Here is a 21,151-nt window from a genome sequence, read left to right on the forward strand (position 1 = left end):
ATGGCGTCATGCAACTCCAACTCACAGGAGAAACGCATGACCAAACAAGATCCCATTCCCGCCCGCCTGGCCGCGCTCAAGACCACGTCGACGCCCGACCTGAAGCAGCAATGGCGCGATCTGTTCGACAGCGAGCCGCCGCCGTTCAATCGTCGCTACCTCGAGAGCCGCCTCGCGTACCGCATCCAGGAACTCGCCTATGGCGGCCTGAAACCGGAAACTGTGAAGCGGCTGGAAGCCCTCGGCGAACAACTGGACGGCGGCGACCGCAAGAAGAGCCGCATCCGCGCTGACCTGACACCTATCGTCGGCACACGTTTGATCCGTGAATGGCAGGGCGTCGAACATCTCGTCACCGTCACTGCCGACGGGTTCGAATGGCAGGGACGACCCTACAAGTCGCTGTCGGCCATTGCCCGCGCCATCACCGGCACGCGCTGGAACGGCTGGGTGTTCTTCGGCCTGAAAAACCACCGGAGGGGCGCATGACCAAACCAATCGTCAGGAAGTTGCGCTGCGCGGTATACACTCGGAAATCCTCCGAGGAAGGGCTGGAGCAGGAATTCAACAGCCTCCATGCCCAGCGCGAGGCCTGCGAGGCATACATCGCCAGCCAGCGGTCAGAAGGCTGGGTGCTCGTCCGCGATCAATATGATGATGGCGGCATTTCCGGCGGCACGCTGGAACGACCCGGCCTGAAAAGGCTGCTCGCGGACGTCGAGGATGGCTTGGTCGACGTGGTGGTCGTGTACAAGATAGACCGCTTGTCGCGGTCGCTGATGGATTTTTCCAAGCTGGTCGAGGTGTTTGACCGGAATGGCGTCACCTTCGTGTCCGTCACCCAGTCCTTCAACACCACCACGTCCATGGGGCGGCTGACGCTGAACATTCTGCTCAGCTTCGCCCAATTCGAGCGCGAGGTGACGGCGGAACGTATTCGGGACAAATTCGCGGCCTCACGCAAGAAGGGCATGTGGATGGGCGGTGTGCCCCCGCTGGGCTACGAAGTGAAGGACCGAAAGCTGGTCATCAAGGAGACCGATGCCGCCAACGTGCGTTGGATCTTCGACCGCTTCATCGAGATCGGCTCGGGCACGGAACTCGCCCGGGAACTGGCGGTGCGCGGCATCCAGACCAGCCGTGGCAACCGGATCGACAAGAAGTACCTTTATCGCCTGCTGAACAACCGCGCCTACATCGGTGAGGCCGTCCACAAGGGCGACAGCTATCCCGGCGAGCATGACGCCATCATCGACCGCGCGATCTGGGACAAGGTCCACGCCATCCTGACCGAAAGCCCCCGCAAGCGAGCCGCCCGCACCCGAGCAGACACGCCTGCGCTGCTGAAAGGGCTGCTCTACGGCCCCGACGGGGCGGCGTTCTCGCCGACCCACACGCGCAAGGGCGGCAAGCTCTATCGGTACTATGTCAGCCAGTCGGTCTTGAAGCACGGCGCGGGGTCGTGTCCGGTCGGCCGAGTTCCGGCAGGCGAAATTGAGACCACCGTCATCGACCGGCTCCGCGCCGTGTTCCGCCAGCCTGAGATTGTGGCGGGCACATGGAAAGCGGCATGCGTACAGGGCGGCGAGATAACCGAGGCCGACGCCCGTGACGCGCTGATCCGCCTTGATCCGCTCTGGGACGAACTCTTCCCGGCTGAGCAGGCACGCATTGCGGCGCTGCTGGTCGAGCGGATTGATATTGGCACGGACGGGCTCAACGTCCGCCTGCGCGTCGACGGCCTCAATGGCCTTGCGAGCGAGATGGTTGCAGGCGGCATCGAGGCGGCGGCATGATCCGAGCGAAGCCAGTGCCGGAGACGGTGACAGTGCACGTCCCGTTCCGCCTCGTGAAACGAGGCGGCCGCAAGGAGATGCAGCTGCCGGACGGGGCATCCAGCCAGCGCAAGATAGACAACACATTGATCAAGGCGCTGGCACGGGCCTTTCGCTGGCAAAGAATGCTCGAGGCCGGTGAATTTACGACGATTTCTGAACTGGCTGCACATGAGAGAATCGCAGCGTCGTATCTCACCAGAACGATGCGGTTGGCGCAGCTCGCGCCTGACATTGTCGAGACGATTCTCAATGGTTGTCAGCAGGTCGATCTCACTTTGGAGGCACTTCGCAAACCGCTTCCGTCGGAATGGGCTAGACAAGGCAGCCACTTGGCATCCCTCTGCCGACGCGAAGACAGATAGGTCAGAACAGCGCGATTCAGGGGATTCACGAGAAGATTCGAGCATGTTAGAGTTCAAGAAAAGGATACAGGCATGAGCATTCTATTCACGGTCGGCTATGAAGGCACAGATATTGACAGGTTCGTGCGGACTCTGAAGGCAGCCGGAGTCCGGCAGCTTGCTGACGTGCGCGCGGTTGCGGTTTCACGCAAACCCGGTTTCTCCAAGAAAAAGCTTGCCCAACGCCTCGCCGAAGAAGGCATTGAATATATTCATTTCGTCGCACTTGGAGATCCAAAACCTGGTAGGGAAGCGGCCCGAGCTGGCAAATTTGATCTCTTCCGCTCGATCTATGGCGACCATATCGAAACAGATGCCGCGCAGGACGCGCTTCAGGATCTGAAGGATACCGTCAGCACTGCGGCCACGTGCTTGCTCTGTTTCGAGCGAGACCCAGAAACTTGCCATCGAACGATCGTTGCTCGTGAAGTAACCGATCAACTGGGCTTCAATATTTTCAACCTTTTTGCTGACGATCCGGAGCGCTATGTCCGTCACGCTTCAAAATTGCCGCGTTTCCATCCTAGTGAAAGCTTTACCGCAGCGTAGCGCTACACATGGGGAAACAGTTTGCTGCGCCGGGGTAACGCCCTACGGCGATTTCAAACGGCTGTTTCCGGTCCGGTTTCGACATTTGGGAGAAGGTGCTGCCTTTAAGCGATGGGACTGGGTGGATTTCAAATATCGCACACCAACAAACGACCGGCGGGCCGAAAGCTGCCACGTGATGGAAGACTCCATCAATGTGGATGGGTTCATGCCGACAAAAGACCGTTCTGCATTCCTCAATCCGCTTGTTTCAAATTCGGTGGCGGACGCAGCTGCTGCGGGCAAATCTCTTGCGTTGATCCGACCCATGAATACCCGCTTTTACTACAAGGCCAAGGCAGAATCGGAACTCAACGCCGAACGAAAAATATACGAGCAAGCCGCCAGCCAGGGATCCTTTTTTGACAAGCAACTGGCGGCACTTGAGCCAAGCCCCTATGAGTTTCGTTTCAAGTTTGAGGATGGCACAGGTCCGCATGATTACGCGAATGGGGACTGGGAAGCTCATGCCATGTTTTTCAACGGGCGGAAGCGCGAAGGATCGGACAAGGCGACACTCGACTGGATGAGCGCGACCTTCAACGAAGAGTACGCAAAACGGGGAATGCTATTCTGCGTTGGCAACATGGCCAAGCGCCCACAGACATGGCAGTTGCTCGGCGTTCTTCGAGTTGACGCTACAGCCCAGCCTGCGTTGTTCTGAGGATCCGCCTGACGTCGGCAACCGGCCCGGCTTTCAAAAATGCCCCGGGATTGTACGTGACCATCCTCTACGGGTGACATTCAGGCAGGCAGCGTACATTGCTGCGACTTTGAACGTTGCTGACGATCAGAGTCGGCTCGATCGCTGGCTTGTGTTTTTTAGCCATTTTGGCCAAAGTATGCAGTACACAAGCGGAGAGTCAGATGCAGATCTTGACTGCGAAAGACGCGAAGTACGGTTTCGGGAGGCTGATCGATCTCGCCCGAGCTGAGCCGGTCGCGGTAGCCAAGCATGGGCGCACTGTCGTCGTCGTGATGTCAGTCGAGGAATACGAGCGGTTGAAGGCGCTGGACGAAGGTATCACCGCTCCCAAGCGCCATAGCGTAGGAAAGAATACAAACGAATGATTGCAGACCACCTGACCGGAATTGAGCAGTTCGGTGCAGACCTTTGGAAGATGGCGGACGATCTGCGGGCCAACTCCGGGCTCGCATCGAACGAGTATTTCATGCCCATTATGGGGCTCCTTTTCCTGCGACAGGCGACAAACCGCTATTACGCGGCACTGGAAGCCATTGAGGCCGACAAAGCCACCGGGAAAATGCCGGACCGGCCCCTCGTCGACGCCGACTTCCGGCGTCGCCGCGCAATGATGCTGCCCGAGGCCGCGCGCTACGATGTGATCCTCGACATGCCCAAAGGCGGACAACTTGGTGAGGCGCTGACTGCAGCCATGGAGGCAGTGGAAGAACACTTCCCGCCGCTAGCAGGCCAACTCCCCAAGGATTACGAACGCTTCGACGACGATCTGCTCGAAAGCATGATGCGCAAGTTTGACACCGAGGCATTGCGCAATGCGTCGGGTGACGTGTTCGGCCGCATCTACGAGTACTTCCTCGCTGAGTTTTCCAAACAGGGCGCCCACGACAACGGCGAGTTCTTCACACCGCCCTCAATCGTCCAGACCATCGTCAACGTCATCGAACCCGACCACGGCATCGTTTTCGATCCAGCCTGCGGTTCGGGCGGCATGTTCGTGCAATCCAGCCACTTCATCGAAGAAGAAGGGCAGGACACGATGAAGCGCGTCACCTTCTACGGCCACGAAAAGAACGAGACGACCGCCAAGCTCGCCCAGACCAACCTTGCTGTCCACGGGCTGCAGGGCACCATCCGGGCCGGGAACGAGGCTATCACCTACTACAAGGATCCGCACGAACTTGTCGGCAAGTGCGACTTCGTGATGGCAAATCCGCCGTTCAACGTGGACGAGGTCGACGCCGACAAGGTCAAAGGCGACGCGCGTCTGCCCTTCGGCCTGCCCAGTGTGAACAAGGGCAAGAAGGTCTCCAACGCCAACTACCTGTGGATGTCCTATTTCTACAGCTATCTGAACGATAATGGCCGTGCCGGTGTCGTCATGTCCTCCCAGGCGTCCAGCGCGGGACGGGATGAGGCGAAGGTGCGCCAGAAACTGGTCGAGACCGGTGCCGTGGACGTGATGATCGATATCCGCGGCAATTTCTTCTACACCCGCACCGTGCCTTGCCAGCTCTGGTTCTTTGACCGGGCAAAGGAGCGTGACCCCGAACGCGCCGATCACGTCCTGATGCTCGACGCGCGCAATATCTATCGGAAAGTTTCGCGCGCCATCTTCGACTTCTCGCCCGAGCAGCAGAAGAATATCGCGGCAATCATCTGGCTCTATCGCGGACAGTCCGACCGATACCTCGACCTGGTCACATCCTACCTTTCGGAAGCCATCGCACATGGACAGGCGACGGCCGAACCGCTGACCGGGTTCAACAAAGCGCTCGCCAAGCTGATCGACCTTATGGCCCCCTTTGCGAAAGAGGCGCGCGACCCGGACCCGCTGGCAGAGACATGGGCGGAACTGACCGCTGTGCAGGCCACGCTCAACGACGACATTGCAGGGTTCGCGGCAGAAGTTGCCGTTCGGGCGAAGGCCTGGACCGAAAGCGCAAATGGAGAAGGCCGGGGCAACGCCACGCTCCATGCGGCGCGCGAAGGATTGCGCGGAATGGCAGAGCGGTGCCGGGATCTGACCAAGCAGATCGACCTGGCGGCGAAGCTGGCGGGCCGCGCGGTTGATTTGGCGATCAAGGAACTGGAGGCGCGGGACTCGGACCTCTGGGCCAACGTGGAGGTGAACAAGGCCCGCAAGGCACTGGAAAGCATCCGTGCTGACGCGGTGGAGGCGCTGCGGGGAGCGCGTTATTTTGTGAAACAAGCGGACTGGTTGCAGGAGCGCTTCCCGGATGCTGCATTGGCGGATGTCGAGGGTCTGGTGAAGCTGGTGGATCGGACCGAGATCGCAGAGCATGACTGGAGCCTGACGCCCGGCCGCTATGTCGGCGTCGCGCCCGAGGAGGTGGACGAGGATTTCGACTTCGAAGAGGCGCTGCGGTCAATCCACATCGACCTTAAGGGGCTGAATGAGGAAGCAGAGGACTTGGCGACACGGATCGCTCGGAACTTTGAGGAGTTGGGCATTTGAGTTGGAAGGTCCAACCCATCAGCGATCTATGCCTTCACTCGGTTGATTGCGTGAACCGAACCGCACCCGTGGTCGAAGAACCAACCCCTTACAAAATGATCCGCACAACTAACGTTAAAGGGGGCTTCATTGATACAACGAACGTTCGCTATGTAACTTTAGAAACCTACGAACGTTGGACCCGCAGGCTACTACCCCAGGCCGGTGACGTAATTCTCACCCGTGAAGCCCCACTCGGCGATGTCGGTCGCCTTACATCCGATGACCGAGTGTTTTTGGGGCAGCGCCTCTTCCACTATCGCGCCGATCCGAAAGTGCTGGACTCCGGTTTCCTAGCCTATGTGTTGCAGAGCCCACGGGTTCAAGGTTGGATCAGAGGTACTGGAATGGGCGCAACCGTTGAACACGCCCGTGTCGGGGACTTCCATAAGATCCCGATCCCTGTTCCTCCTTTGAAGGTACAGACGAAAATCGGTGGTATCCTTTCCGCTTACGACGACCTGATCGAGAACAACCGGCGGCGGATTGCACTGTTGGAGGAGGCGGCGCGGCTGCTTTACCGCGAGTGGTTCGTCCACTTCCGCTTCCCCGGCCACGAACACGTCAAGATCACCGAAGGTGCGCCCGAAGGCTGGGAACGCCTGCCAGCATCCGAAGCCTTTGAGGTCAATCCGAAGACACCCCGCAATGACGAAGGCATCATCCGGTATTTCCCAATGGCGGCGCTATCGGAGACCGGCATGGTGATCGGCCGCGGCCCAATGGAGGAAAGGGAGAAATCAACCAGTGTCCGTTTCCGAAATGGCGACACGCTGCTCGCGCGCATTACGCCCTGCCTTGAGAATGGCAAGACTGGCTACGTCCAGATGCTCGAAGACGGCGAGATCGCCTGCGGCTCGACAGAGTTCATCGTTCTGCGGCAACGCCGTGTCAGCAGCTACTATGTCTATTTGACCGCCCGCCAGCACGACTTCCGCGAAAACGCCATTCGAAGCATGATAGGTTCATCGGGAAGACAGCGGGTCCAGCCAAACTGCTTTGACCGTTACTTCGTCGCAGTGCCGCCTGAGTTGTTGGCAAAACTTTTCGATGAAGCTGTAGGCGAAATGTTTGATCAGGTCGGCAATCTCGACCAACAGAACCAGAAACTCTCCCAAGCCCGCGACCTCCTCTTGCCGCGCCTGATGAACGGGGAGATCGCGGTGTGACGCAGGACAGCTCCACTCCACCTTTCGACGAAGAAGCGGCCGCCTCTTGGCAGCGCTTCGTCGATTCCATTTCGCCGAGTATGCATGCCGGTTGGATGCTCCGACAAACAATGCCCGGCACGCAGTTGGATGCCATCAAGAGCCTGATGCACCGAAACGAGCAAGCTTCGGCTGCAACGAGCATCAAACTGAAGGAAACCAAGGCTGAGATTGAGGCGAACCCCGACGATGTGGGCTTGGAATGGACCTACGATCATAGGTTTTGGCAATCGGTGTTCATGGACTCAGCGCACAGCATGTCGGCGGTCGGAATGCTGGCACCGTTCATCGAGTCTCTGTTTGTCGCTATATTCGAAGGACTTAGGAAACGGCACGGCGCGGCAGCGGAAGACACACGCCATCAACGCGCCGACGATCAGTTCTGGAACCCGCAGATCGTGTTCCGAAGCGAGGGGCCAAGAGACGATCTTGTCGCCGGCATAGATCAGCTGGCGGAAAGCTGCGGGCTGAAGCCATATCTTCCCGCCGACTATCGGAAGACGCTGTCAGCCCTTTTCGCGTATCGCAACAACATGTTGCACAATGGTTTCGAATGGCCCGCCGACGCGATCAAAAAGTTCTCGAACCGTATAGCGTCCGAGAAGTGGCCTGAAGACTGGTTCACGGGTGCAGATCGGGATGGCCAACCTTGGCTCTATTACATGTCACCTGACTTCTGTTCCCACTGCGTTGAACTCATCGACGCCGTTATTGACGGCGTTGGCCGCTATTTGAAGGAGCGCGAGGCGTGATTTTACGAAAGGCATTGCATGGCGGTTACCGGGATCAATAGCGAGGACAGGCTGGTCCAGACCACCTTCGCCGAGCACTTGGAAACAGAGCTGGGTTGGGACAGCGTATATGCCTGGAACCAAGAGACCTTCGGTCCGGACGGCACGCTTGGGCGGAAGGATACGACCGAGGCCGTTCTGCTCCGTGACCTTCGTGCGGCGCTGCACCGTCTCAACCCAGATTTGCCTGCTCCGGCAATTGAGGACGCAATCCGAAGCCTTACCGTCTATGACGTCAGCCGGTCGATGGTTCAGCACAACCGCGATTTCTATCGTATGCTGCGCGGCGGCGTACCCGTCACGTATCGCGATGCTAAGGGCCGACAGAAATCCGCTCGTGCCAAGGTGATCGACTTCGACAACGCGCTCGGCGCTAATCGCTTCCTTACCGTGCGCGAGTTGAAATTGACCGGTATGCGGACGCCCAACTACAACCGTCGCGCTGATCTGGTCTGCTTCGTCAACGGCCTGCCGCTGGTCTTCATCGAGCTGAAGGCCGTCTACAAGAACATCCGAGCCGGGTTTGATGGCAACCTGCGCGACTACATGGACGAAAACGTCATCGCGCACGCCTTCCATCATAACGCCTTCCTAATTGTCTCGAACGGTGATGGCGCCCGATATGGCTCGATTACGAGCACTTGGGAGCATTTCAACGAGTGGAAGCGGCTAGATGAGGCGGACGAAGGCAGCGTGGATGCGGAGCGGCTGTTGAATGGCATGCTTGCTCATGATCGATTGCTCGATCTGGTCGAAAACTTCATCCTGTTCGACGAAAGCAAGGCGGGTACGGCACGGAAGGTGGTTGCCAGAAATCACCAGGTTTTGGGCGTGAACCGTGCGGTAGCCTCCGTCGCGAGGCAAGAGGCGATCAAGGCCGAGATCCCGCCCGGTGAGCGCCTGCGCCACCGCGTGGTGGAGTTGCCGCTGGAGCGAAAGACACCAGCCAAGCGCAAGAGGGGTGATCAAGCGCTTCTAGCGGCAGAACCTTCACTTCCGTCCTTCGTTCCCGAAGGTCCCGTCGACATTATCGAACGGGCGCATCCCGATTTAGGTCGTCTGGGAGTGTTCTGGCACACGCAGGGCAGTGGCAAGTCCTACTCGATGGCGTTCTTCGCCGAGAAGGTGCGGCGCAAGGTGCCGGGTAATTTCACATTCCTGCTGATGACCGACCGGAATGATCTCGACAGCCAAATCTACAAGACCTTTGTTGGCTGCGGCGTCGCGGGAAACGACACCCCGCGCGCGGCATCCGGCGATGATCTTGAACGGATCCTGAAGGAAAACAACCAGTACGTTTTCAGCCTGATCCACAAGTTCAACAAGGACGTGGACCCCAAGAAACCCTACAGCGAGCGCGACGACATTATAGTGATTTCTGACGAAGCCCACCGCACGCAAGCGGGGCGGCTCGCTCGTAATATGCGCCTGGCGCTGCCCAACGCTGCCTTCATCGGCTTCACTGGCACGCCCTTATTCAAACAGGACCAGATCACTAAGCGCATCTTCGGAGATTATGTCTCGCGCTACGACTTCAAACGCTCCGAGGAGGATGGCGCGACCGTCAAGCTAGTCTATGAGAACCGGGGCGAGAAGTTAGGGGTCGCCAAGACGAACCTGAACGATCGGATCGCCGAGAAGATCGAAGAAGCGGAGCTCGACCCAGATCAGGCGGCGCTCCTCGATAAGCTGCTTGGAAAGGACTACGAGGTCATCACCGCGGATGAGCGGCTCGACAAGATCGCGGCCGATTTCGTGGAGCACTGCGCGACGAGGTGGGAGTCCGGAAAATCCCTATTCGTGTGCATCGACAAGATCACCTGCGCCCGGATGCACCAAATGATCGTCCCACGCTGGCGGGCGAAGGCTGCAGAAGTCAGGGCGGCCGCCGACGCCAAGCAAGCCGAAGCAGATGCCGCTGCTGATGAAACCCTTCGCCTTGTACTCGCGGAGCAAGCGCAAGAACTGGCTGCGCAGGCAATGTGGCTCGAGGAAACCATCGTTGAGATCATCATCAGCGAGGCGCAGAACGAGGTCGCGGACTTCAAGAAATGGGGGTTCGACATCATCCCGCACCGCGCCTTGATGAAGCAGGGCTTCAATACAGGGAATGGAGAGCGGATTGATGCTGAGACGGCTTTCAAGAACCCCGAGCACCCGTTCCGCGTCGCAATCGTCTGCGCGATGTGGCTGACTGGTTTTGACGTGGAATGCTTGTCGACGCTCTATATCGACAAGCCGATGAAGGCGCACACGCTGATGCAGGCCATAGCGCGGGCAAACAGGGTGTATCCTGGCAAGGACTTCGGCCTGATCGTCGACTACAACGGGATGCTAGCAAGCTTGCGTGCCGCGCTCGCCCAGTATGCGCTAGGCGATGATGGCACGGGCGGTGAAGAAATCATTGCGCCCATTGAGGAGCGCGTACAGGCTCTGCTAGAAGCTATCGAGGCGACCGAGGCGCATTTGCGCAGCCTCGCCTTCGATCCAAGTGTACTGCTTGGCTCGAAGGGCTTTGTGCGCATCAAGGGCCTCAAGGACGCCGTGGAAGCCGTCTATTCGACGGACGAGGCAAAGCGCCGCTTCGAGATTCTTGCACGACAGGTGTTTATCCGCTTCAAGGCGCTGCTTATGGAGCCCAGTGCGTGGGCACACGCCGAACGACACGACAACATTGAAGCAATCTACAAAAAACTGACCGAGCGGCGCGACACGGCTGATGTTACAGAGCTGTTGAAGGAGCTGCACCGGATCGTCAATGAAGCCATCCGAACGCAGGCACCAGGGGACGATCAAGCCGAGGGGCTGACCTTCGACCTGAGCCAGATTGATCTTGAGAAGCTGCGCGATGAATTTGCAAAGAAGGTCAGACGCAAAGCGACTGCGCTTCAGGACATCCGCGACATCGTCGAACAGAAACTCGCCGAAATGCTGGCGCGAAATCCCGCTAGGATGGACTATCAGGTGAAGTACGAAGCGATCATCGCCGACTACAATCGGGAGAAAGACCGCACCACCATAGAAGAAACGTTCCGCCGACTGGTCGAGCTCGTCAACAGTCTGGACGAGGAACAGAAACGCGCAACGAAGGAAGGGCTTGGCGAGGATGAGCTCGCGCTCTTCGACCTGCTGCTCAAGGATAATTTGGAAAAAACGTCTCGTGAGCGGGTGAAGCAAGCGAGCCGCGACCTCTTGGCGTCTATAAAAGCGCGCTTGGCCGAACTCGATCGCTTCTGGGAGAAGGAGCAGACCAAGGCTGATGTCGAGGTCTTCATCTTGGACGAGGTCTTCGCAAACCTACCGTCACCGCCGTTCACGCCCGACGAAAAGAAAGCCCTTGCTGCAAGCGTCTACGCACATGTGTGGCAACAGGCCGTGAATGGTGGCTTCGCACAGGCGGCATAAGGCTTTTCGCTGATCGTTCGATTTAGGGTCCATCAGGTAGGCGAACGGACCTGCGAACCACGCCGAGCGCAAACCCAAAATATTCTGCTTTATTTCAGTGGGATGGCGCTCTGAACCGGACTGCGCGCGGTTAACAGGTCCAGAGAATATCGGCCCTGAGAGAACACCTTTACGCCTCTTTGCACCGGGGCCGGTGAAAAGCCCCTCCCGCATAACCTTCGAAAACAAAAAGAAAATCCGGCCGCAGCCGGATCGGGAGAACGCTTTCGCGGGGTCAAGTGGCGGAGACGAAGGGATTCGAACCCTCGAGACCCTTCCGGGCCTACTCCCTTAGCAGGGGAGCGCCTTCGACCACTCGGCCACGTCTCCGCTGACCCGTATATCTGCGCTTGGGAGCGGAGAACAAGCGCAAAATGCCTTATCCACAGAAAATTCTTGAACCGCATCGGCAAGGCGCGGCGCTTGGCGCCAAGCGATGTCAAAGCCATGCAGCAGCAGCGTCAAGCGCTTGAGAAACCGGGATTTCACCGCACCCGCCCGTAACAACGGCGTCAGCGCAAACACCGGCTGGTCGATTGGGGCGGGCATCCGGAAATCACCGGCGCATCCAGGCGCCTAAACCGCGTCTTGGCTGCCGGCAGCCATGCCAGCCCCGGCTTCCAGCAGCTCCGCAAGGATCCGGCAGCAGGCGCTGTCCTGCATCTGGCTCACGTTGAACCGCATGAACGGCGCCATGCTCTGCGACACACTGAACACATTGCCCGGCGCCAGCACCAGCCCCTCCTGCAGCGCGGCGCGGGCGAGGACCGCCGCATCCGCCCCGCCCGGCAGTTCGCACCACAGGTAGAAACCGCCGCGCGGCTGCACCCAGGGCCGGATTCCGAGGTCCGCAAGCCGCGCCTGCGCCTCAGCCCGGCAGCGGCTCAGCCGGTTGCGCAGGGCCTCCAGGTGCTTGCGGTAACCGCCGTCTGTCAGCACCGCATGCAGCAGATCTGCCACCATCGGGCTGGGACCGCTGAAGTTCACCGCAACCTGCAAATCGGTCAGCGCCTCGATCCAATCGCCGCGGGCAGCGATGTAACCGCAGCGCAGCGAGGCCGAAAGGGTCTTGGAAAAGCTGCCTGTCCGCACCACCCGCTCCAGCCCGTCCAGCGTGGCCAGCCGCGGAGACAGCTCCGGCTCGAACCCGGCGAAGATGTCATCTTCAACGACGATCAGGTCATGCTGCGCGGCCAGCGACAAGACCCGGTGCGCGACAGGCGCCGAAATCGTGGCACCGGTCGGATTGTGCAGCGCCGAGTTGGTCAGGTAGAGCCGCGGATGCTGTTCCCCCAAGACCGCTTCGAAACGATCCAAATCCGGACCCTCCGATGTGTAGGGCACGCCGATGATGCGGATCTGATGCGCCCGAAGCAGCGCCTGGAAATTGAAATAGCAAGGATCATCGACCAGCACGGTGTCGCCCGGGCGCAGCAGCATCCGGCAGACCAGGTCCAGCGCCTGTGAACCGGATCCGGTCAGCAGCACCCGGTCCGGCGGGCAGGCCAGCCCCTGGTCGAACAGCTGGCGGCTGATATGGCGCCGCAGCCCGGCCCCGCCCTTGGCGCTGCCGTAGTCGGTCAGAACCGCATCCGGCGCCGCAGCCAGCGCCCGGATCGCCCGGCGCAGGGAGGCAACCGGCATCCAGTCTTCCGGCAGCCAGCCGCATCCGGGCTTTGGCGCATCCGTGCCGGAATCGAGCGACTGCCGCGCCACCCACAGGGGGTCCACTTCGCGTTCCAGCTGCGGCCCGGTGTCCGACACCGCGAAGGGCTGCGGCTTTGCGGCCACATAGAACCCCGCCCCCCGCCGGGCCTGGATCACCCCTTCGGCCGCCAGAACATCATAGGCGTCGGCCACGGTTGACGGCGACACGCCCAGCCTGGCCGCGCAGCCCCGGACCGACGGCAGTCTGTCGCCCGCCACCAGCGCCCGCGACGTGATACGCCGCCGGATATCATTGATGACCAGCGCACGGCGGGAGGGCTGCGCCATGGGGTACCTCGCTGTATTGCTCCGCGCGCCAGTACAGTTTGGTAAAACTGTATGGTTCTGTATCTGTCTATTACATCCCTGCCCCCCTAGAAACCCCCAAAAGCACAGGAGAGAGACTATGCAGGCATCGTTTTCGGGCTGGGGTAGCGGGCTGCTGGGTGTTGTGATCTTCAGCGGATCGCTGCCTGCAACCCGCGTTGCGGTGGGCATGCTGGACCCGCTGTTCCTGACTTCGGCCCGTGCCGCCATTGCCGCCCTGCTCGGCGCCGCGCTGCTGCTGCTGCTGCGCCAGCCCCTGCCGCGACGGCAGGACCTGCCCTCGATCGCAGTGATCGCAGCGGGGGTTGTGATCGGCTTTCCGCTGCTGTCCGCGATGGCGCTGCAGCACATCACCGCCGCCCATTCGACGGTTTTCATCGGCCTTCTGCCGCTGGCAACCGCCCTCTTCGGGGTGCTCCGCGGCGGCGAGCGCCCCGGCCCGCTGTTCTGGCTGTTTTCGATTCTCGGAAGCCTGGCGGTGGCTGGCTTTGCCCTGTCGCAGAACGCGGATGTGTCGCTGACCGGCGACGCGCTGATGCTGGCGGCCATCATCTTATGCGGGCTGGGCTATGCCGAGGGCGCGCAGCTGTCGCGGCGGCTTGGCGGCTGGCAGGTGATCTGCTGGGCGCTGGCGCTGGCGCTGCCGGTCATGGCGCTCACCGCGCTTGCGTTCCGGCCCGGAACCCTCGCGGACCTGACCCTGCCGGTCTGGATCAGCCTCGGCTATGTCTCGATGTTCTCGATGCTGATCGGCTTTGTGTTCTGGTATCGCGGCCTGGCGCTTGGCGGCACCGCGGGCGTCGGCCAGCTGCAGCTGCTGCAGCCGTTCTTCGGCCTGATCCTCGCCGCAGTACTGCTGTCAGAGCCCATTGCCCCCGCCATGCTGGGCGCCACGGCATTTGTGGTGCTCTGCGTCGCCGGGGCCAAGCGCTATGCGTGACGGCCCGCAGGCCGCCAAGCAGGTCACGGCAACAGGGCCAAGCGCCGCAGAAACAGCGATTTCACCTCGTCCGCCTTCACCGTCATGCAGACCTTGACCGGTGCCCGGCCGCTGTCCGCAGCAGCCAGGGTGGCGCCGGAGGTTTCGCCCTCGCAGGACACCGCAAGCGGCACATCGCGCATCCCGAACAGCTCCGGATGGGTGCAGGCGATCACTGCCGCCGGGTCATGCAGCGAACAGCCGTTCTTGCCCGCGGCCTCCAGATAGAACTTGAGGTAGAAATGCGACATCTCCTGCAGCATGCCGCCCAGCTCCGGCGACTTGGCCGCAATCGCTTTGAAATCCTCCGGCAGGCAGAGAATGCGATGGGTGACGTCCAGCCCCACGAACACCACCTTGGACCCGCCCTGGCAGACCACGTCGGCGGCATGCGGGTCGTGATAGATATTGGCCTCGGCGTGGGGGGTGATGTTGCCGCCCTCTTCCAGCGAGCCGCCCATCACCACGATGGATTTCACATTGCTAATGAACTCCGGGTCGCGCTGCATTGCCAGCGCGATATTGGTCAGCGGGCCGATCGGGCAGACCACCAGCGCGCCCTTGTGTTCGCGCGCCATCCGGCACAGGAAATCCGCGGCGCTCTCGTCCAGCGCCGTGCCTTTGGGGTCCGCCGCCGGGATATCGCCAAAGCCTTCCTCGCCATGCACATGGGCCGAAGGTTTGAAGGGCGGCAGCACCAGCGGCGTGGTGGCGCCAGCGGCAACCGGCACATCCAGCCCGGCGGCCTCCAGCAGCCGCAACGCGTTGCGGGTGGCGGTGGCGGTGGTCACATTGCCGAAGATCGTGGTCAGCCCCAGCAACTCAATATCCGGCGCCGCGGCGGCATAGAAGATCGCCATCGCGTCATCAATGCCCGGATCGGTGTCGATAATCAGTTTCACCATCAGCCTGTCTCCCGGATTATCTGAACTTGTCCATCAGCTTTTCCATCGCTGAACGGGTGTCGGGTGCCGGTTCATCTTTGGCCGGCTTTTTCGCTTCCGCCTTCGGCTTGGCGGCAGAGCTGCGCGGCGGCGCGACGCGCAGCGCAACCGCATTCATGAACTTGCCGCCATCGCCCTTGGCCAATTCCGCTGCCCCGTCTGAAATGCCGCGCATCACATCGTCCAGCCAGCCCTCGTCCGCCTTTGGGAAATCGCGCAGCACATAGCCCGCCACCGCGTCCTTGTGGCCCGGATGGCCGATCCCCAGCCGCACCCGCGCGTAGTCGGCGCCGATATGCGAATGGATCGAGCGCAGACCGTTGTGGCCGGCATGGCCGCCGCCCTGCTTGATGCGCGCCTTGCCCGGCGCCAGGTCCAGCTCGTCATGCAGCACCACCACATCGGCCGGTGTCAGCTTGTAAAACCGCATCGCCTCGCCCACCGACTGGCCGGACAGGTTCATGAAGGTCTGCGGTTTCAGCAGCAGCACCTTCTCACCGCCGAGGCTTCCTTCGCAGATCATGGCCTGAAACTTGGCCTTCCAAGGGCTGAACCCGTGGTCCGCGGCGATCCGGTCCAGCGCCATAAAGCCGATGTTGTGGCGGTTGCGCTCGTATTTCGGACCGGGATTCCCCAGCCCCACAAAGAGTTTCATGACATGCCCGTCTGCGTTGCTGTAAACCCGGGTAATGCCCTATCCGGTGCCCGGAATCCAGAGCTGCCTGCCCGCTCAGGCATAGGCCCGGTCCGCAGCATATGGCGCCAGATCGATGTTGGGCTGCCGCCCTTCCGCCAGATCCGCGACCAGCCGCCCGGTGATGCCGCCCAGGGTCAGCCCGATGTGCTGATGGCCAAAGGCATGGATCACCCGGTCCGACTGCGGGCTGCGCCCGATCACCGGCAGCGAGTCCGGGATTGTCGGACGGAACCCCAGCCATTCGCTGTCCGGTTCCGGCAGCGCCCCCAGCATCTCTGCCCCCTTGCGGGCGAGATAGGCCAGCCGCCGCGGATTTGCAGGCGCGTCGAGCGCTGCAATTTCAACCGTCCCGGTCAGCCGCAGCCCCTGCGCATGCGGAACCGCGTAAAACCCCGCCTCGGACCAGCCCACCGGCCGGGTCACCCGCTGCGCCTCATCCCTGAACATCAGGTGATAGCCGCGCTCAGTCCCCAGAGGGAGCTGCTCCGTCCCCGCCCCCGTGATCCGCCCGGAAAAGGCACCGCTGGCAATCACCGCATGACCGGCAGTGAGGCTCTGCCCCTCGGCCTGCAACGCCACCCCGCTGTCCGAGGCGCTTACCGCCTCGACCGCCGCTGTCAGCGTTGTACCGCCCAGCGCCGTGAAGGCCTGGTGCATCCGGGTGATGAAGTCCAGCGGATCGCGCAGATGCCGGGCGGCATGGAAATGCACCGCGCGTTTGACCGGCAGCCGCAGGCCCGGCTCCATTTCCAGCGCTTCATCCGGCGCCAGCTCGCGCCAGGGCACCCCCAGGCTGCGGCGGCGCTCCAGCCCCGCGGTTGCAGCCTCGGCCGCCGCTGCGGTGGACCAGACCGACAGCTGGCCGCGCTCCACCACCAGATCCTGGGCGCCTGCGGCCTCGATCAGCGGATTGATCCCGGCGTCGGCATGGGACAGCAATTCGGCCAGGTGGGCGGAAATCCGGCGCGACGGTGCTGCGCGGCAATTGGCAAGGAAGGACAGCATCCAGCGCGGATTGCGCAGCGCGTGGGCATACGACAGCGACAGCGGGCTGTCCCTGGAAAACATCAGCTGCGGCAGGGCGGTCAGCACTGACGGGTCATTCACCGGCAGGCAGGCATAGGTCGCCAGTGTGCAGGCGTTGCCGTAACTGGTGCCGGATCCCGGCGGGTTCGGATCCGCCAGCAGCACCCGGTGCCCGCGCATCTGCGCCCACAGCGCGGTGCAAACGCCCACGGCGCCCGCGCCCGCAACGGCAATATCATAATCCGCCATCCGTCGCCCTCCTGCCTCTTGGCCGAAATGGGACACCGGCACGGCGGAAAGTCAATCGTGTTTGCTGCGCCGTTCAAACGCAAACGGGCCCCCGCGATGGGAGCCCGCCAACCTTACCCGGAGGGGTGCGGTTCTTATTCTTCGGCAGCCACTGCTTCGGCTTCGCCTTCTTCGCCTTCGCCGTCTTCGTCATCCGACGCGGTCAGGCCGCCCGGGGAGGCGATGTTGGCGATCACGAAGTCGCGGTCGATGGTCGGCTTGGCGCCGGCCGGCAGCTCGATCGACGAGATGGTGACAACGTCGCCGATGTTCAGGCCTGCCAGATCGACAACCAGCTTCTCGGGGATGTCGCCAGCGGTCACAACCAGCTCAACCTCGGGACGGGTCACGTTCAGCATGCCGCCTTTTTTGACGCCGGGGGCTTCTTCCTCGTTGATGAACTCAACCGGGATGTACAGGTTGACTTTCGAGGTGCGGCGCAGACGCATCAGGTCGAGGTGGGTCGGCAGGTCCTTCACCACATCGCGCTGAACGTCGCGGCAGATCACGCGGACGTCGTCATGGCCGTCGACCTTCAGGTTCCACAGGGTGGCCTTGAACTGGCCGGCTTTCAGCTTTTTCAGTAGCACGTTGAACGGGATCTGGATCGCAACGGGATCCGAATCGCCACCGTAAACAACGCCCGGTACCATGCCTGCGCGGCGCGCAGCGCGAGCGGCGCCCTTGCCCGTCCCCGCACGTACTTCGGCGACGAGATCAGGAATCTCTTTTGCCATGTCTATTCTCCAATATATCTAGGGCGGGGTGCCTCCAAGGCTGTCACCCCGCGTGAAGCCGTGCCTATAGACCGGAAACCGGAATATGGGAAGGGGCAAAGCCCCCTGCCCGTTAGCGGGGCCGCGTTATTCCTGCCAGCAGCCGCCGAAATCCTGCGGCACCAGCAGATTATGGCGGCCCAGCGCCCCGACCGAGCGTTCACCGCACAGCGCCATGGTGGTGTCCAGTTCCTTGCGAATCACCTCCAGCGCCTCGGTGACGCCTTTCTGGCCCCTCGCGCCCAGCCCATAGACAAAGGCGCGGCCGATCATGGTGCCGGTGGCGCCCAGCGCCAGCGCCTTCAGCACGTCCTGGCCGGAGCGGATGCCGCTGTCCAGATGCACCTCGACGTCACCGCCGACCGCATCCATGATCTGTGGCAGCATCCGGATCGAGCTCAGCGCCCCGTCCAGCTGCCGCCCGCCATGGTTCGACACGACGATGGCGTCGGCGCCAAGCTTGGCGGCCATGCGGGCATCCTCGGCGTCCAGGATGCCCTTCAGGATCACCTTGCCGCCCCACATCTCCATCAGCTTTCCGATCTTGCCCCAGTCCAGTGACGGATCGAACTGCTCGGCCGTCCAGACGCCCAGCTGCGAGGTATCCGAGACGCCCTGCACATGGCCGACGATATTGCCGAAATTGCGCCGCTTGGCGCCCAGCATCTGCAGGCCCCAGGCCCATTTTGTCATCAGGTTGGCAATGGTTTTCGGGGTCAGCTTCGGCGGCGCGGACAAACCGTTTTTCAGATCCTTGTGGCGCTGCCCCAGGATCTGCAGGTCCAGCGTGATCACCAGCGCCGAGCATTTCGCATCCTTGGCCCGCTGGATCAGGCGGCGGATATAATCCTCGTCCTTCATGGTATAAAGCTGAAACCAGAACGGCTTGCCGGTCGCCTCCGCCACCTCCTCGATCGAGTTGATCGACATAGTCGACAGCGTGAAGGGCACGCCGAAGTCCTCGGCCGCCCGCGCCGCCTTGATCTCGCCATCGGCGTGCTGCATCCCCGTCAGCCCCACCGGCGCCAGCGCCACTGGCATCGCCACGTCCTGGCCGATCATCCGGCTGGCGGTCGTGCGGCCGGACATATCCACCGCCACCCGCTGGCGCAGGCGGATCTGCTCGAAATCCGAGGTATTCTCGCGGAAGGTCTGCTCGGTCCAGCTGCCGCTTTCGGCATAATCGAAAAACATCCGCGGCACGCGGCGTTCGTAGATGCGCTTCAGGTCGTCGATATTGGTGATCACCGGCACCGGAGTCTCTCCCGCTTTCATCTGGTAAAGTTTCTTTACCAATCCACCCCAGCAAAAGCAACGGCACCGATGCCGCACCCCTTGAGACGCAAAAACCGCACCCGAAGGCGCGGTTTTCTGACCTTTAGTGCTGCAGATTTCGAAGTTCCGCACCGCCCGCGGGCAGGCGATGCCCTCAACGTTCCGCAACTGGAAGCAATGCCAGGACTGCACGAAGCAGAGGCTCAGCCCTTGTGCGCGCCGTCGGCCAGCGATTTCACAAAGGCCAGAACCTCGGCCGGAGATTTCCCCGAGGCAATCTGGCTGACAATCGCGCTGCCCACCACCGCGCCATCCGCGACCGAGGCGATCTTCTCCGCCTTCTCCGGCGTGTTGATGCCAAAGCCCACGATGATCGGCAGGTCGGTGGCCGCCTTGATCCGCGCCACCTCGGGGCCGACGTCGCCGGCCTCGGCCTCGGCTGCGCCGGTGATGCCGGTGATCGACACGTAATAGACAAAGCCGGAGGTGTTCTGCAGTACCTTGGGCAGGCGCGCGTCGTCGGTGGTGGGGGTGGCCAGGCGGATGAAGTTCAGCCCCGCTTTCTGGGCAGGGATGCACAGCTCTTCATCCTCTTCCGGCGGCAGGTCCACCACGATCAGCCCGTCGATGCCCGCGGCCTTGGCATCGTCCAAAAACTTGTCCACGCCGCGGTTGTAGATCGGGTTGTAATAGCCCATCAGCACGATCGGGGTGGTGTCGTCGTCCTTGCGGAAGTCGGCGGCCAGCTGCAGCGTCCGCTCCAGCGTCATGCCGCCGTCCAGCGCCCGCTGCCCGGCCAGCTGAATGGTCGGCCCGTCTGCCATCGGATCGGTAAACGGCAGGCCCAGCTCGATGATGTCCACACCCGCGGCCGGCAATCCCTTCACCACCTCGAGCGAGGTTTCATAGTCCGGGTCGCCCGCCATCACATAAGTGACAAAGGCTTTCTTTCCGGCGGCTTTCAGGTCGGCGAATTTGGCATCAATGCGGGTCATGGGGCGGGCCTTTTATTCAGGTTTCCGCCATGGTGTGCCGAATGTTGGGCGGGAAATCAATCCCGGGCCGCCTGCAGGCCCGGGAATGCACCGGTCAGCGGCTCAGCGGAATGTGCCAGCGCAGCGTCAGCGAGTTCACGCCCGGGTTCTGATCCGCGGTCGAGGCGTTGGATTTATGGCTGAGCGCCAAGGACACCGCCTTGCCATTGTGAAACCGTTTGCCCACCGCCAGCAGGCTGCGGATTTCAAAGGCGGAACCCAGATCATTGCCGCGCGAGCTTTCGTGATAGGCGCCGGGCATCACGCTGGTCTCGATGAACCAGTCGTTGTTCAGGCCGATCACGCCGCTGATGCCGACACCGGCAAACACATCGCCGGCCTCCTGCACCTCCAGCGCGGCACCGAACCGCGCCGTCAGCAGCCGCCCCTCGTGGAACGGCGCATGCAGATACTCGGCCGCAAACAGCGCGCTGTCCTCGGACCCCGCACGGGAGTAATTGGAATAGCCCAGCCCCAGCGTCACTTCCTGGGCCGCGGCAGGCATGGCAGTGGCAGCACAGAACGCTGCTGCCAGCAAAGCTGTCTGTTTCATTTCTTGCCCCTCGCAAATTTTTTTCTTTACCTAAGATATTTAAATCGGCTGGTT

The 21,151-nt window shown here is 61.7% G+C and carries 20 protein-coding genes and 1 tRNA gene; 11 read left to right on the forward strand and 10 right to left on the reverse strand.

What is annotated here, in order from left to right; genetic code table 11:
- Positions 1 to 36 precede the first annotated feature (36 nt).
- From METH_RS15325 to METH_RS15370, 10 genes are all read left to right on the forward strand, one after another.
- Positions 37 to 489 carry a DUF2924 domain-containing protein gene (locus METH_RS15325; protein ID WP_024091390.1) on the forward strand — a complete coding sequence of 151 codons (453 nt, stop codon included), beginning with the start codon at positions 37 to 39 and terminating at the stop codon, positions 487 to 489.
- Positions 486 to 1,796, forward strand: a complete 1,311-nt coding sequence (locus METH_RS15330) for a recombinase family protein (protein WP_024091391.1) — start codon at positions 486 to 488, stop codon at positions 1,794 to 1,796. The genes METH_RS15325 and METH_RS15330 overlap by 4 nt, the downstream gene beginning before the upstream one ends.
- The gene (locus METH_RS15335) at positions 1,793 to 2,200 is read left to right on the forward strand and encodes a hypothetical protein (RefSeq protein ID WP_024091392.1); all 408 of its coding nucleotides are present in this window, start codon (positions 1,793 to 1,795) and stop codon (positions 2,198 to 2,200) included. Before METH_RS15330 ends, METH_RS15335 begins: the two co-directional genes overlap by 4 nt.
- Positions 2,201 to 2,272: 72 nt before the next feature.
- Entirely contained in the window at positions 2,273 to 2,788 is a 516-nt protein-coding gene (locus METH_RS23215) for a DUF488 domain-containing protein (RefSeq protein WP_084013804.1), read from the forward strand.
- A complete protein-coding gene (locus METH_RS15345) occupies positions 2,727 to 3,491 on the forward strand; it encodes a hypothetical protein (protein ID WP_245602901.1) in 765 nt (254 codons plus the stop codon). The genes METH_RS23215 and METH_RS15345 overlap by 62 nt, the downstream gene beginning before the upstream one ends.
- A 203-nt stretch (positions 3,492 to 3,694) precedes the next feature.
- Complete coding sequence (locus METH_RS15350; protein WP_024091395.1) at positions 3,695 to 3,898, forward strand: type II toxin-antitoxin system Phd/YefM family antitoxin; 204 nt, start codon at positions 3,695 to 3,697, stop codon at positions 3,896 to 3,898.
- A complete protein-coding gene (locus METH_RS15355) occupies positions 3,895 to 6,009 on the forward strand; it encodes a class I SAM-dependent DNA methyltransferase (protein ID WP_024091396.1) in 2,115 nt (704 codons plus the stop codon). The genes METH_RS15350 and METH_RS15355 overlap by 4 nt, the downstream gene beginning before the upstream one ends.
- Positions 6,006 to 7,217: a restriction endonuclease subunit S gene (locus tag METH_RS15360; protein ID WP_084013805.1), complete on the forward strand. Its 1,212-nt coding sequence runs from the start codon at positions 6,006 to 6,008 to the stop codon at positions 7,215 to 7,217. Before METH_RS15355 ends, METH_RS15360 begins: the two co-directional genes overlap by 4 nt.
- Positions 7,214 to 8,008, forward strand: coding sequence for a hypothetical protein (locus tag METH_RS15365; RefSeq protein WP_024091399.1), 795 nt, complete (start codon positions 7,214 to 7,216; stop codon positions 8,006 to 8,008). Before METH_RS15360 ends, METH_RS15365 begins: the two co-directional genes overlap by 4 nt.
- 18 nt (positions 8,009 to 8,026) lie before the next feature.
- On the forward strand, positions 8,027 to 11,452 hold the full coding sequence (locus tag METH_RS15370) for a type I restriction endonuclease subunit R (protein ID WP_024091400.1): 3,426 nt from the start codon (positions 8,027 to 8,029) through the stop codon (positions 11,450 to 11,452).
- 279 nt (positions 11,453 to 11,731) lie between these two features.
- Here the strand turns inward: METH_RS15370 and METH_RS15375 are convergent.
- From METH_RS15375 to METH_RS15380, 3 genes are all read right to left on the reverse strand, one after another.
- Positions 11,732 to 11,821 (reverse strand) — tRNA-Ser (locus METH_RS15375).
- Positions 11,783 to 12,040 (reverse strand): hypothetical protein, encoded by a 258-nt coding sequence (locus METH_RS23220; protein WP_084013806.1) that lies wholly within the window; start codon positions 12,038 to 12,040, stop codon positions 11,783 to 11,785. The genes METH_RS15375 and METH_RS23220 overlap by 39 nt, the downstream gene beginning before the upstream one ends.
- A 27-nt stretch (positions 12,041 to 12,067) precedes the next feature.
- A complete protein-coding gene (locus tag METH_RS15380; RefSeq protein WP_024091402.1) occupies positions 12,068 to 13,486 on the reverse strand; it encodes an aminotransferase-like domain-containing protein in 1,419 nt (472 codons plus the stop codon).
- Positions 13,487 to 13,604: 118 nt separating this feature from the next.
- On the opposite strand from METH_RS15380, the gene METH_RS15385 reads away from it, so the two are divergent.
- Positions 13,605 to 14,465 carry a DMT family transporter gene (locus tag METH_RS15385; protein ID WP_024091403.1) on the forward strand — a complete coding sequence of 287 codons (861 nt, stop codon included), beginning with the start codon at positions 13,605 to 13,607 and terminating at the stop codon, positions 14,463 to 14,465.
- 23 nt (positions 14,466 to 14,488) lie between these two features.
- On the opposite strand, the gene METH_RS15390 is transcribed toward METH_RS15385, so the two are convergent.
- The 7 genes from METH_RS15390 to METH_RS15420 form a co-directional block, all read right to left on the reverse strand.
- On the reverse strand, positions 14,489 to 15,409 hold the full coding sequence (locus tag METH_RS15390) for a nucleoside hydrolase (protein WP_024091404.1): 921 nt from the start codon (positions 15,407 to 15,409) through the stop codon (positions 14,489 to 14,491).
- Positions 15,410 to 15,425: 16 nt separating this feature from the next.
- Positions 15,426 to 16,103, reverse strand: a complete 678-nt coding sequence (gene pth / locus METH_RS15395; protein WP_024091405.1) for an aminoacyl-tRNA hydrolase — start codon at positions 16,101 to 16,103, stop codon at positions 15,426 to 15,428.
- Positions 16,104 to 16,178: 75 nt separating this feature from the next.
- Positions 16,179 to 17,420, reverse strand: a complete 1,242-nt coding sequence (locus tag METH_RS15400; RefSeq protein WP_024091406.1) for an NAD(P)/FAD-dependent oxidoreductase — start codon at positions 17,418 to 17,420, stop codon at positions 16,179 to 16,181.
- Between the two features lie 134 nt (positions 17,421 to 17,554).
- A complete protein-coding gene (locus METH_RS15405) occupies positions 17,555 to 18,196 on the reverse strand; it encodes a 50S ribosomal protein L25/general stress protein Ctc (RefSeq protein WP_024091407.1) in 642 nt (213 codons plus the stop codon).
- Between the two features lie 126 nt (positions 18,197 to 18,322).
- Positions 18,323 to 19,489: an alpha-hydroxy acid oxidase gene (locus METH_RS15410; protein WP_024091408.1), complete on the reverse strand. Its 1,167-nt coding sequence runs from the start codon at positions 19,487 to 19,489 to the stop codon at positions 18,323 to 18,325.
- A gap of 224 nt (positions 19,490 to 19,713) precedes the next feature.
- Entirely contained in the window at positions 19,714 to 20,505 is a 792-nt protein-coding gene (gene trpA, locus METH_RS15415; protein WP_024091409.1) for a tryptophan synthase subunit alpha, read from the reverse strand.
- Positions 20,506 to 20,599: 94 nt separating this feature from the next.
- On the reverse strand, positions 20,600 to 21,097 hold the full coding sequence (locus tag METH_RS15420; protein ID WP_024091410.1) for an acyloxyacyl hydrolase: 498 nt from the start codon (positions 21,095 to 21,097) through the stop codon (positions 20,600 to 20,602).
- Positions 21,098 to 21,151 lie beyond the last annotated feature (54 nt).

Origin of the sequence: Leisingera methylohalidivorans DSM 14336, assembly GCF_000511355.1 — a bacterium.
GTDB lineage: Bacteria > Pseudomonadota > Alphaproteobacteria > Rhodobacterales > Rhodobacteraceae > Leisingera > Leisingera methylohalidivorans.